This window comes from Paenibacillus tritici (assembly GCF_018207515.1).
GTDB classification, from domain to species: domain Bacteria; phylum Bacillota; class Bacilli; order Paenibacillales; family Paenibacillaceae; genus Paenibacillus_AQ; species Paenibacillus_AQ tritici.
Window position 1 is genome coordinate 1 of record NZ_CP073365.1, and the last position, 13,463, is coordinate 13,463.

At 50.0% G+C, this 13,463-nt stretch carries 9 protein-coding genes and 1 rRNA gene; 9 read left to right on the forward strand and 1 reads right to left on the reverse strand.

Translation table 11 applies throughout. From position 1 onward, the window contains the following. The 6 genes from dnaA to gyrB all read left to right on the forward strand — a co-directional run bounded on the left by dnaA (window position 1) and on the right by gyrB (window position 6,325). Window positions 1-1,347 carry a chromosomal replication initiator protein DnaA gene (dnaA, locus tag KDC22_RS00005; protein ID WP_173134711.1) on the forward strand — a complete coding sequence of 449 codons (1,347 nt, stop codon included), beginning with the start codon at window positions 1-3 and terminating at the stop codon, window positions 1,345-1,347. A gap of 196 nt (window positions 1,348-1,543) precedes the next feature. Further along, window positions 1,544-2,686: a DNA polymerase III subunit beta gene (gene dnaN, locus KDC22_RS00010; protein WP_173134714.1), complete on the forward strand. Its 1,143-nt coding sequence runs from the start codon at window positions 1,544-1,546 to the stop codon at window positions 2,684-2,686. Window positions 2,687-2,733: 47 nt separating this feature from the next. Next, window positions 2,734-2,961, forward strand: coding sequence for a S4 domain-containing protein YaaA (gene yaaA, locus KDC22_RS00015; protein WP_173134718.1), 228 nt, complete (start codon window positions 2,734-2,736; stop codon window positions 2,959-2,961). A 23-nt stretch (window positions 2,962-2,984) separates the two neighbouring features. After that, a complete protein-coding gene (gene recF / locus KDC22_RS00020; RefSeq protein ID WP_211721706.1) occupies window positions 2,985-4,103 on the forward strand; it encodes a DNA replication/repair protein RecF in 1,119 nt (372 codons plus the stop codon). Window positions 4,104-4,119: 16 nt separating this feature from the next. Further along, complete coding sequence (gene remB / locus KDC22_RS00025; protein ID WP_036728071.1) at window positions 4,120-4,368, forward strand: extracellular matrix regulator RemB; 249 nt, start codon at window positions 4,120-4,122, stop codon at window positions 4,366-4,368. 46 nt (window positions 4,369-4,414) lie between these two features. Continuing rightward, the gene (gyrB, locus tag KDC22_RS00030; protein ID WP_173134724.1) at window positions 4,415-6,325 is read left to right on the forward strand and encodes a DNA topoisomerase (ATP-hydrolyzing) subunit B; all 1,911 of its coding nucleotides are present in this window, start codon (window positions 4,415-4,417) and stop codon (window positions 6,323-6,325) included. A gap of 65 nt (window positions 6,326-6,390) precedes the next feature. Here the strand turns inward: gyrB and KDC22_RS00035 are convergent, their stop codons facing one another. Further along, window positions 6,391-7,290: a YheC/YheD family protein gene (locus KDC22_RS00035; protein ID WP_211721707.1), complete on the reverse strand. Its 900-nt coding sequence runs from the start codon at window positions 7,288-7,290 to the stop codon at window positions 6,391-6,393. Between the two features lie 297 nt (window positions 7,291-7,587). On the opposite strand from KDC22_RS00035, the gene gyrA reads away from it, so the two are divergent. The 3 genes from gyrA to KDC22_RS00050 all read left to right on the forward strand — a co-directional run bounded on the left by gyrA (window position 7,588) and on the right by KDC22_RS00050 (window position 13,324). Continuing rightward, the gene (gene gyrA / locus KDC22_RS00040; RefSeq protein ID WP_173134731.1) at window positions 7,588-10,128 is read left to right on the forward strand and encodes a DNA gyrase subunit A; all 2,541 of its coding nucleotides are present in this window, start codon (window positions 7,588-7,590) and stop codon (window positions 10,126-10,128) included. Window positions 10,129-10,291: 163 nt separating this feature from the next. Next, window positions 10,292-11,392 carry an HD-GYP domain-containing protein gene (locus KDC22_RS00045; RefSeq protein WP_173134734.1) on the forward strand — a complete coding sequence of 367 codons (1,101 nt, stop codon included), beginning with the start codon at window positions 10,292-10,294 and terminating at the stop codon, window positions 11,390-11,392. Between the two features lie 374 nt (window positions 11,393-11,766). After that, window positions 11,767-13,324: ribosomal RNA gene (locus KDC22_RS00050) — 16S ribosomal RNA — on the forward strand. Window positions 13,325-13,463: the final 139 nt, after the last annotated feature.

Here is a 13,463-nt window from a genome sequence, read left to right on the forward strand (position 1 = left end):
GTGGACAGCCATACTTCCGAATTATGGCAGCAAATATTATCGATTATTCAGACCAAATTAAGCAAGCCGAGCTTCGATACCTGGTTCAAGGCCACCAAGGCCATGACGTTCAATTCCCAGGCTCTTATCATCTCGGCGCCAACAACCTTTGCCGTAGAATGGCTGGAAAGTCGCTATACCAAACTGGTAGGAGCAACGGTATATGAAGTCACCGGACAGCAGGTTGATGTCAAATTTGTAATTGAGGAGAACAAGCCCTCAGAGCCGGTTGTTCAACAAAGCGCACCCTCTCCTGTCGTTTCACGCGAAGAAGCACAGACGCATCTGCTCAATCCCAAATACACTTTCGATACGTTCGTGATCGGTTCGGGCAACCGTTTTGCGCACGCAGCCTCACTGGCTGTAGCCGAAGCGCCGGCCAAAGCTTATAACCCTTTATTTCTGTATGGAGGCGTAGGTCTCGGCAAAACTCACCTGATGCATGCGATCGGCCATTATGTGCTGGAGCATAACCCCAACAATAAGGTTATCTATATCTCGTCCGAGAAATTCACGAATGAATTCATCAACTCCATCCGTGATAACCGCGGCGAGAGCTTCCGTAACAAGTACCGCAATGTTGACATTTTGCTGATTGATGACATACAATTCCTGGCTGGCAAGGAGTCGACGCAGGAGGAATTTTTCCATACGTTCAATGCACTTCATGAAGAACGCAAACAGATCATCATCTCAAGCGACCGGCCTCCCAAGGAAATTCCCACGCTGGAGGAACGGCTGCGTTCCAGGTTTGAATGGGGTCTGATCACTGATATTCAGCCTCCGGATCTGGAGACACGGATTGCCATTCTGCGTAAGAAGGCCAAAGCGGAGAACCTGGACATCCCGAACGAAGCGATGATGTACATCGCCAATCAGATCGATACGAATATCCGGGAGCTGGAAGGCGCGCTGATTCGTGTTGTAGCCTATTCATCGCTGACCAATCAGGATGTGACGACGCATCTGGCGGCGGAAGCGCTGAAGGATATCATTCCTTCCAGCCGTCCGAAGATGATCACCATGAATGATATTCAGCAAAAAGTCGGCGAATACTACAATTTGCGCATGGAGGATTTCAAAGCGCGGAAACGCACGAAGGCTGTTGCTTTTCCAAGGCAGATTGCCATGTATCTCTCCCGTGAATTAACTGATTATTCGCTGCCTAAGATCGGTGAAGCCTTCGGGGGACGCGATCATACGACTGTTATTCACGCCCATGAGAAGATTACGCAGCAATTAAAGGTGGACCAGGAGCTCTATAAAGTGGTAAATAATCTTGCGGAGAAAATTAAAAATCCTTCCTAAGAGGAACAAAGAGCCTATACACAATCTATACACATGTGGGTAGGCTTAATTTTATGCTGTTTTGCGACTTATCCACATAAACGGAGCCCCTACTACTAATACTATTAAATAACTATAATAATTCATCTTCTAAGAGCAGGTTTCAAAGAGGAATTACGTACACCCATTTCCCAATTTTTCAGCTAGGAGTGAAATCATGAAAATCAGCATTCTCAAAAACGAACTCAACGAATCCATAGGACATGTCTCTAAGGCGATCTCAAGCCGAACAACAATCCCTATTCTGACAGGAATTAAGTTTGAGGTTAGCCACCAGGGAGTTACTCTGACTGCAAGCGATACGGATATTTCTATCCAATCCTTCATCCCTGCCGAGAATGACAGCCAGACGATCGTCAAGGTAGAACAGCCGGGCAGTGTCGTGCTCCCCGCCAAATTCTTCGTCGAGATTATCAAGAAGCTTCCCTCCAAAGAGATACACATGGAAGTAAAAGAGGGCTTCCAGACCTACATCTCCTCCGGCTCTACGGAGATTCAGATTGTCGGTCTTGACCCTGAAGAGTTCCCTGTTCTTCCAAGCATTGAGGAGAATGAGACCATCTCCATGCCTGGTGACCTGCTGAAGAATATGATCAAACAAACCGCCTTCTCCATCTCTACACAGGAGACAACACCGATTCTGACCGGCATTCTGTGGAATCTGGCTGACAATGAATTCAAGTTCACTGCGACCGACCGCCACCGCCTGGCGACCAGAGCTGCACATCTGGAAGGCACGGAGAGTATCCAGTTTGCGAATATTGTCATCGCCGGCAAAACGCTGAACGAGCTCAGCAAAATCATCCCCGATCAGAATATGCTGGTGGATATTGTCGTAGCCGATAATCAGGTCCTGTTCAAAATCGACAAAGTGCTGTTCTATTCGCGCATCCTGGACGGCATTTATCCGGATACTTCTAGAATTATTCCAACCACCTACAAAACAGAACTAACTTTGGACACAAAAAAATTAAGCGAATCGATTGACCGCGCTTATTTGCTGTCCCGTGAAGAAAAAACGAACATCGTTCGGATGCAGACCCTGGAGAACGGCGATGTGGAGATCTCCTCCAGCTCGTCAGAGCTGGGTAAGGTCCGTGAGGAGCTGGAAGTGATTGATTTCAAAGGCGAGCCGCTGCGGATCTCCTTCAACTCCAAATATATGCTTGATGTGCTGAAGGTTGTAGAGAGCGAGCAGCTCGTAATCGCCTTCACCGGCATGATGAGCCCGATCATTCTTCGGCCGCTCGATGAGAGCCGCAGCCTGTATGTTATTTTGCCGTATCGGACAACTAATTAACGCCCGGTTCATGAACATGTGGATAAGTGGCGGAAAGGACTAAAATCATGAAAAAAATAGTTATCCACAGTGGATATATTAAGCTCGACCAGTTCCTGAAGCTCTCCGATTGTGTATCCACAGGCGGGATGGCGAAGGCGCTGCTGCAGGAAGGTCATGTGCTCGTGAACGGGGAACCAGAAGAACGCCGTGGCCGGAAGCTCTATCCGGGTGATAAAGTAGAGGTACAGGATAACGGCGTGTTCGAAGTTGAAGGCGGCGGAGTCAAAGAGTAGTTCACCCAAGGAGGAACAGGGGATTGTTTGTCAAAAATATCGGTCTGCAGGATTACCGCAACTATGGGCTGCTGCGTCTTACGAATCTGGGCGATGTGAATCTCATTCTCGGCCAGAATGCCCAGGGCAAAACCAATCTCATGGAGGCATTGTTTGTCCTGGCCATGACCAAAAGCCATCGTACCTCCAAGGACAAGGAGCTTATCTCCTTTGATGCCCCGTCAGGCTCTGCTCAGATTGTGGCCGAAGTGGAGCGTAAATACGGGGATCTTAAGCTGGAGCTGACCCTGTCCCCCCAGGGCAAAAAAGCCAGAATCAACGGCCTTGAGCAGCGCCGGCTAAGTGAATTCGTTGGATCGCTGAACGTGGTGATGTTCGCTCCGGAGGATCTGGAGATTGTCAAAGGCACTCCGGGAATCCGGCGCCGGTTCCTCGACATGGAGATTGGCCAGGTTCAGCCGAGCTATCTGTTTCATCTGCAGCAGTACCAGAAGATTCTGGTTCAGCGGGGCAATCTGCTGAAGCAGCTGTGGGGCAAAGAGGCTGGCGGCAGGGAGCTTCTGGACATATGGGATGCCCAACTTGTAGAACATGGTGTTAAAATCGTCAAAAAAAGGAAACAATTCATAAAGAAGCTGCAAATATGGGCAGAAAGCATCCACCGGGGTATCACAAACGGCGGAGAAGAGCTCAAACTGCTCTATGTTCCCTCGTTCGGTGAGCGTGAAGAGGAAGATGAAGCTGTCTTATTAGACAATTTTATGTTAAAGTTATCACAAACAAGAGATCAGGAAATCAGGCGCGGCATGACGCTGACGGGTCCCCATCGGGATGACCTGTCCTTTTTTATCAACGGAAGAGAAGCTCAGGTCTACGGTTCCCAGGGACAGCAACGTACGGCAGCTTTATCGCTCAAGCTGGCGGAAATTGAACTGATTCATGAGGAGATCGGAGAATATCCTGTGCTGCTTCTTGATGATGTTTTGTCCGAACTTGACCCCTATCGTCAGACCCAGCTTATCGAGACCTTTCAGAGTAAGGTGCAGACCTTCATCACCGCCACCGGTGTAGAGGGGCTGAATGCTGACAAATTAAAGGGTGCAGTCCTGTATCATGTTCATGGCGGTAAAGTGGAGCTATAAAGAGCGGAGGAAGACCATGTATATTCATTTGGGCGGAGAAAAAATTATTCGATCCTCAGAGCTGATTGCTATATTTGATATATCGATTGAGAAATCCTCCAAGGTATCGAAGCAATTTATGACTCATTCCCAGCAGGATAAGAAGCTGGAACGCATTGGTGAAGAGGAAGCGAAGTCTATTGTCGTAACCAGGAATACTGTCTATTACTCCCCTATCTCCTCCTCCACTCTCAAAAAAAGAGCCAAAATCTTGTTAGAAATATAAGGTTCCACAAGTTACATGAGATAATCTGAAAGAAGTAGGTGAAGGCATGTCAATGAATCAACCGACATATGATGAGAGCCAGATTCAGGTACTGGAAGGGCTGGAAGCAGTTCGGAAACGTCCCGGCATGTACATTGGCTCCACTAGCGCCAAAGGTCTGCATCATTTGGTCTGGGAGGTTGTCGATAATAGTATCGATGAGGCGCTGGCAGGTTTTTGCGACCGGATTCAAGTCATAATTACTGAAAATAATAGTGTGACCGTTATTGACAACGGGCGGGGAATTCCTGTCGGTGAGAACGTCAAGCTGAAGAAGTCCACGCTTGAAGTGGTCATGACTGTCCTGCATGCAGGCGGTAAGTTCGGCGGCGGAGGTTACAAGGTGTCCGGCGGTCTTCACGGCGTAGGGATCTCTGTGGTTAACGCCTTGTCCGAGAAGGTAGTTGTCACTGTCAAACGTGACGGGCATGTCTACCAGCAGGAGTACAACCGCGGCGTGCCGCAATATGACATCCGAGTGATCGGGGATACAGAGGAGACGGGGACCACTACCACCTTCCACCCGGACCCGGATATTTTTACCGAAACCACTACTTTCGAATACTCCACGCTCCTTACCCGTATCCGGGAGCTGGCCTTCCTGAACAAGGGCATTGAGCTGTCACTACTGGATGAACGGACCGGAGTCAACAATACGTTCAAGTATGAAGGCGGTATTGTGGAGTATGTGAAATACCTTAACGAGAAAAAAGAAGCTCTTCATGAGGATCCGATCTACGTGGAAGGCTCACGGGATATGATTGCGGTTGAAGTAGCTCTCCAATATAACGATTCATATACAGAGAATATCTATTCATTCGCCAACAATATCAATACCCATGAGGGCGGAACGCATGAATCCGGCTTCAAGAGCGCCTTGACGCGGATCATTAATGATTACGCACGCAAGGCTGGCGTGATCAAGGATAGCAGCCAGAATCTGACCGGGGACGATGTCCGTGAAGGTCTGACGGCGATTATTTCCGTCAAAATCCCCGAGCCGCAGTTCGAAGGCCAAACCAAGACCAAGCTCGGCAACAGTGAAGTCCGCGGGATTGTAGAATCGCTGTTCGGCGAGAAGCTGCAGGAGTTCCTTGAAGAGAACCCTGCTGTCTCGCGTAAGGTGCTGGAGAAGTCCTTGCAGGCTTCCCGTGCCCGTGAAGCGGCCAAAAAGGCCCGTGAGCTGACCCGCCGCAAGAGTGCGCTTGAAGTCAGCGCCCTCCCGGGTAAGCTGGCGGACTGCTCCTCCAAGGATGCGTCGATCAGTGAGCTGTACATCGTCGAAGGTGACTCGGCGGGCGGATCAGCGAAGCAAGGCCGGGACCGTCATTTCCAGGCGATTCTGCCGCTGCGCGGTAAGATTCTGAACGTAGAGAAGGCCCGGCTGGACCGGATCTTGTCCAATGCGGAAATCCGGGCAATTATCACTGCACTCGGAACCGGGATCAGCGATGACTTCGATCTCTCGAAGGCGCGTTACCACAAGGTGGTCATCATGACCGATGCGGACGTTGACGGTGCCCACATCAGAACGCTGCTGCTGACCTTCTTCTACCGCTACATGCGGAAGATTGTTGATGCAGGGTATATCTATATCGCCCAGCCGCCGCTGTTCAAGATCGAGCGCAACAAGGTCGTCCGCTATGCACAGAGCGAGAGGGAACGCGATGAGATTATCGCGACCTTCGGTGAGAATGTGAAAGTTAACGTTCAGCGCTACAAAGGTCTGGGTGAGATGAACGCTGCCCAGCTATGGGATACTACCATGGACCCTGAGACCCGCACCATGCTGCAGGTGACCATTGAGGATGCTATGCTGGCTGACAGCATCTTTGATACACTGATGGGGGACAATGTAGAGCCGCGCCGCGACTTCATTCAGGAGCATGCGCAATCTGTTAAGAATCTTGATATTTAAGCAACCTACAGCGAACCTCCGGTTCATCCCTTGCGGGTGAGGCCGGAGGTTTTTTTACAATAAGTCTACAGGCTGGATGTTCGCTTACGGCGGCGGGGAACAACGGTCCGGGTACGCTTCAGACGCCCATAGGCTACAGCATAACGGTAGATTTTGCGGTAAATCGCTTTGTTCGGGAAGATTTTGAAAACAATGATGGACGGCAGGGTGTTCACTTCAAGCAGCCACAGATCGTGATGCTGGTCTATAGCTACATCTAGTCCAATCTCTTTAAGGCCGGGGTAAGCCGTTTCAAGCTGGGCCCCAATTCTGACTCCCAGTGATTTTAGCTCCTGAAGGGTTACATTCCTTTCGTCTGGCGTCATATGCTCTTTGAACAGGGCCTCTACCGGGAAAACACTGCCTCCGCTGTGATAATTCGTGATTACCTTTTGCGGTGCGGCTACCCGGCCGAGCATGCCTGTGGTCTCCCAGCTCCCCTGAAGGTTCTTCTGCGTAAGCACCCGGAGATCAAAGGGCCGGTCCTGATGCCGGAGCAGATCAATGCCTTGCTGTACCAGATATGTGCGCTCTTTGATCCGGGGCAATAGAGCTGCGTGAAGCTCCTCAGGTGTATTAAAAACCTCGGCATCCTTCGCATATCTCAGAATATACATCAGCTTCGGCTCTATGGGCTCAGCTGGTGCTTCTGATTCACTGTCGCCGGCTACCGGATCTGAAGGATTGAAGAACTCCGGCTGCTGCTCACTGGGGCTCAAATGAACTACCCGCTGTTCAGCCCGCATCACTCCGCTGCCATAGGTACCGCGGTCCGGTTTAATATACACGGTGTGGTATAGATTCAGCAGTTCTTTGAGATCATTCAGGCTGTATTTGCGCGTTTCCGGAATGAAGACCGAGAGTTGACGGTTCTGCAGAATCACTTTCGTTTTAGCCCACTTGCTGGATACGCGTTGAATTCTCATTTTGTGCCTCCGTTTCTTTTACGCATAGCGAATTTTCAGGACAAGCTAACTAAATAATGTTATAATATAAGGATATGAGATTATGCTTTTTGGGACGAAAACAGGGTCATGAAGCCATTCTTCTTGTCTTTAACAGTCTATGTACTGAAGACATCAGCGGACAGGGCGTATACCCTTATCCGTACTAAAAGAAAATCAATATAGATGATAATAGGCTATCATGTTTAATTGTGCTGCTTTTGTGAAAGTAATATAATATAGGGTAGCGGTTTTTAACTGAAGGAGGTCCACCAACTCATGGCTGAACAAAATAACCCGCAAATCAGGGATCGGGACATTGGCGTGGAAATGCGCGAATCCTTTATGGATTACGCAATGAGCATCATTGTAAGCCGGGCTTTGCCGGATGTGCGGGACGGACTTAAGCCTGTTCACCGACGCATTTTGTTTGCGATGTCGGAACTTGGAATGTCCTCGGATAAGCCTCACAAGAAATCAGCGAGAATCGTCGGTGAGGTTATCGGTAAGTATCACCCTCACGGTGACTCAGCGGTCTATGAAACAATGGTACGTATGGCTCAGGATTTCTCCATGCGTTATATGCTTGTAGACGGTCACGGTAACTTTGGTTCCATTGACGGAGATATGGCAGCTGCGATGCGTTATACCGAAGCGCGCCTATCCAAAATTGCTGGAGAAATGCTCCGCGATCTGAACAAGGAAACGGTTGATTTCGCTCCCAACTATGACGGCGAAGAGAACGAGCCTGTAGTATTGCCTGCCCGTTATCCCAACTTGCTTGTTAATGGAGTAGGCGGGATTGCGGTTGGTATGGCCACCAACATTCCTCCCCATAATCTGGGTGAGGTCATTGATGGTGTACAGGCGATGATCAAGAATCCTGATATTACGCCTATGGAGCTTATGGAATATATTCAAGGCCCGGATTTCCCGACGGCTGGTTTTATTTTGGGTCGGGAAGGAATCCGTCAGGCTTACCGCACGGGACGCGGATCGGTTACGATGCGTGCCAAAGCGACAATTGAAGAGAATAACGGCAAAGCGCGGATTATTGTGCATGAGCTTCCTTATCAGGTCAACAAAGCCCGGCTCGTGGAGAAGATTGCTGAACTGGTGCGTGAGAAACGTATCGAAGGGATTACGGATCTGCGTGATGAGTCTGACCGTAACGGAATGCGCGTAGTGGTTGAAATGAGACGGGATGTGAATCCAAGTGTCGTACTCAACAATCTCTACAAGCATACCTCCATGCAGTCAACCTTCGGGATCAACATGCTGGCTATTGTCAACAAAGAACCGAAGATTCTGAACCTGCGTGATGTGCTGTATCACTATTTGCAGCATCAGATTGAAGTCATCCGCCGCCGGACCATCTTCGACCTTAAGAAGGCTGAAGCACGGGCGCATATTCTCGAAGGTCTGCGTATTGCCCTGGATCATCTGGATGAGGTTATTGCCCTGATCCGCGCCTCCCGCACAACCGATATTGCCCGGGAAGGCCTGATGGAGACCTTCAGTCTAAGCGTGGAGCAGGCGCAAGCGATTCTCGATATGCGGATGCAGCGCCTGACCGGTCTGGAACGCGAGAAGATCGAGAATGAATATAACGAGTTGTTGGCCAAGATCGCTGAATACCGTGAGATCCTGGCTAACGAGCATCTTGTGCTGGATATCATCAGCAATGAGCTGCAGGAGATTCGTGATAAATACTCCGATGACCGGCGTACGGAAATTACGGTTGGGGAAGAGAGCATTCTCGACGAGGATCTGATTCCGCGTGAAGAGGTTGTTATCACAATTACTCATACCGGTTATATCAAACGTCTTCCGGTCAACACCTACCGCAGCCAGAAGCGCGGCGGCCGCGGTGTAATCGGGATGGACACCAAGGACCAGGACTTTGTGGAGCATCTCTTCGTGAGTAACTCCCATAACTACCTGATGTTCTTCACCGATAAGGGTAAGGTGTACCGGATTAAGGCCTATGAGATTCCGGAGCTTGGACGCACCGCCCGGGGAACACCGATCATCAACCTGATCCAGATTGAACAGGGTGAGAAGATCAGTGCGGTTATCCAGGTAGAGGAAGCGGACAGCGACAAATACCTGTTCTTCGCTACCCGTGAGGGAATTGTGAAGAAGACGCCTCTGGAAGACTACAACAATATCCGTAAGGGCGGCCTGATTGCAATTAATCTCCGTGAAGAAGATTCATTGATCGAAGTGAAGCTGACGGACGGTGAGCAGAACCTGATTATCGGTACGGCACGCGGAATGTCCATTACCTTCTCGGAGAATGATGTCCGCTCCATGGGCCGCAGCGCTACCGGGGTTAAGGGCATTACGCTTGATGGCAATGACCATGTCATTGGTATGGACTGCGTGGACCAGGAGCTTGAGGTGCTGATTGTAACCACCAAGGGTTATGGTAAGCGGACACCTGCCAGCGATTATCGTTCCCAGACTCGCGGCGGTAAGGGCATCAAGACCATTAACCTTACAGACAAGAATGGGCCGGTTGTCGGGCTGAAGGTTGTCAAGCGGGACGAGGACCTGATGATCATTACGACCAGCGGTACCCTGATCCGGACCAGTATGGACGGGATCTCGACGATGGGCCGTTACGCGCAGGGGGTTAAACTGATTAACATCCGTGAGGATGATGCAGTTGCTACGCTGTGTAGAGCGGATAAAGAGGACGAGGAACTGTCAGAGCTTGAGGATGGCGAAGAAATGCAAGAAACTCCGGTTGAAGGCGATGGCGAAGTTAGCCAGCCTGAAGCGGATGCCGGAAATGAAGACGGCAATCTCGAATAATCCTTGTACAGGGAGAGCATGGGTTTCTGATTTTCAGAAGCCCATGCTCTTTTCTATATGTTCACACGATAACTTATCCTTCGACTTGCTATCTAGCCGCTTCCCGGGTTCCGTACTATAATTAGAGAATTACAGGTGTCACCGAAATAAAGGGGCTGGACTTATGCCAAACATATCCGTTGGAGAGATTAAAGCGGGGTCAAAGATTATTAAGGATGTAATCACTCCTTTAGGAGGAGTACTATTCGGCAAAGGCAAGATCATTCTTCCTCGGGATATTGAGATCCTGCAGGCTTTTTTGATCGGGCAGGTTGAAGTGGAAGGCGCTCAAGGGGAGGACAAGGCACCAGAGGGGTCCAAGCCGTCAGTGAAGCAGCAAGCAGCCAAGACAGGTGCCCTGATCAATGAATCGGTCTTGGCCAAAAGTAATTCTCCGCTTCATGATGAATATGAGAAGATGCTGGTGCTTATTAAGCAGAGCTATCGCGCGGCTGCCGCGGCTGCTCTTCCGATCTTTGAATTACGAAGCCAGCTTGAGCTGTTAATTACCCATTTGAAGGATTACCATGTCTTAAAGTTTGCTCCACGTGTGCTGCTTGACCAGGAATATAATTATCATAATGCTGTATTGTCTGCCCTAACTTCATATAGAATTGCCCAGTGGTGCGGATATCCGCAGAAGGACTGGATGCAGGCTGCCTTCGCCGGCTTGCTGCATGATATAGGTAACATTAAGGTGGATGAAGCTTTGCTGCAGAAGCCTACTCCTCTAAGCGGCACAGAGATAGACGAAGTACGCAGGCATACAACCTACGGTTATCAGTTACTGCGCAATGTCACCGCCATTAACGAAGGAGTCCGGTTAGCCGCTCTGCAGCACCATGAGAAAATAGACGGCTCAGGTTATCCGCTTAGGCTGGATGGCACCCAAATTCATTTCTACGCCAAAATTGTTGCAGTCGCCGATATCTTCCATGCCATGACGCTCGGGAAAGCCTACAGAAAAGCACAGTCGCCTTATCTGGTACTGGAGCAGCTTCAGAAGGAGAGCTTCGGTAAGCTCGATCCGGTTATCGTACAAACCTTCATTCAGAAAACAACAGATTTATACAACGGTACAAGAATACGGCTCAGTGACGGACGTCATGGGGAAATCATATTTACCGACCGCAATAACCCGACAAGACCCATGGTTCAGGTGGAGGGGAACATCGTAAATCTGGTCAATGAACGGGAGCTGCATATTCAGGAGATCATTGCTTAAGTACTTTACTGGCAGATCATCAGAGAGCTATGCTAACTTGATGCCTCTTAGGACGGTTATGATGAGCATAGCTTGGATGATAGCTTCAAAATAATGCTTGCAATGAACCTCTATCCGTGATATATTCTATTTCTGGCCGCGAAACATCAACGCCGAGCTCGAACAAGAAGTTGAAAAAAAGAGCTTGCATTGATCGGTTGGATGTGATATATTATAAGAGTTGCTGGTGACGCGGTAAGCGGCGCTGACAACGAGCTTGATCTTTGAAAACTGAACAACGAGTGAGTATCGGAAATCACGAAAGTGAATTCCAAAATAGAGAATGTAAATTCTCGTCAGATGTTTCAAAATGAGCAATCGCTCTTTCTAAATACCAATTGGAGAGTTTGATCCTGGCTCAGGACGAACGCTGGCGGCATGCCTAATACATGCAAGTCGAGCGGAGTTCAAAAGGAAGCTTGCTTCCTTTTGAACTTAGCGGCGGACGGGTGAGTAACACGTAGGCAACCTGCCCTCAAGACTGGGATAACTACCGGAAACGGTAGCTAATACCGGATAATTTCTTTCCTCTCCTGAAGAGAGAATGAAAGGCGGAGCAATCTGCCACTTGGGGATGGGCCTGCGGCGCATTAGCTAGTTGGTGGGGTAACGGCTCACCAAGGCGACGATGCGTAGCCGACCTGAGAGGGTGAACGGCCACACTGGGACTGAGACACGGCCCAGACTCCTACGGGAGGCAGCAGTAGGGAATCTTCCGCAATGGGCGCAAGCCTGACGGAGCAATGCCGCGTGAGTGATGAAGGTTTTCGGATCGTAAAGCTCTGTTGCCAGGGAAGAACGTCCGGTAGAGTAACTGCTGCCGGAGTGACGGTACCTGAGAAGAAAGCCCCGGCTAACTACGTGCCAGCAGCCGCGGTAATACGTAGGGGGCAAGCGTTGTCCGGAATTATTGGGCGTAAAGCGCGCGCAGGCGGTTATTTAAGTCTGGTGTTTAAACCTTGGGCTCAACCTGAGGTCGCACTGGAAACTGGGTAACTTGAGTACAGAAGAGGAAAGTGGAATTCCACGTGTAGCGGTGAAATGCGTAGATATGTGGAGGAACACCAGTGGCGAAGGCGACTTTCTGGGCTGTAACTGACGCTGAGGCGCGAAAGCGTGGGGAGCAAACAGGATTAGATACCCTGGTAGTCCACGCCGTAAACGATGAGTGCTAGGTGTTAGGGGTTTCGATACCCTTGGTGCCGAAGTTAACACAGTAAGCACTCCGCCTGGGGAGTACGGTCGCAAGACTGAAACTCAAAGGAATTGACGGGGACCCGCACAAGCAGTGGAGTATGTGGTTTAATTCGAAGCAACGCGAAGAACCTTACCAGGTCTTGACATCCCGATGAAAGCATTAGAGATAGTGCCCCTCTTCGGAGCATCGGAGACAGGTGGTGCATGGTTGTCGTCAGCTCGTGTCGTGAGATGTTGGGTTAAGTCCCGCAACGAGCGCAACCCTTGACTTTAGTTGCCAGCAGGTTGAGCTGGGCACTCTAGAGTGACTGCCGGTGACAAACCGGAGGAAGGTGGGGATGACGTCAAATCATCATGCCCCTTATGACCTGGGCTACACACGTACTACAATGGCCGGTACAACGGGAAGCGAAACCGCGAGGTGGAGCCAATCCCAGCAAAGCCGGTCTCAGTTCGGATTGCAGGCTGCAACTCGCCTGCATGAAGTCGGAATTGCTAGTAATCGCGGATCAGCATGCCGCGGTGAATACGTTCCCGGGTCTTGTACACACCGCCCGTCACACCACGAGAGTTTACAACACCCGAAGTCGGTGGGGTAACCCGCAAGGGAGCCAGCCGCCGAAGGTGGGGTAGATGATTGGGGTGAAGTCGTAACAAGGTAGCCGTATCGGAAGGTGCGGCTGGATCACCTCCTTTCTATGGAGAATCGTTTCCTGCAATGGAGACATTCAAATCGGAAGCTAAGCTTCCACAAGTGAACCCTTGGGTTCGAACACTCACTCGTTGGTCAGTTTTGAGAGTTGAAGCTCTCATCTTTACCTTGATCCTTGAAAAC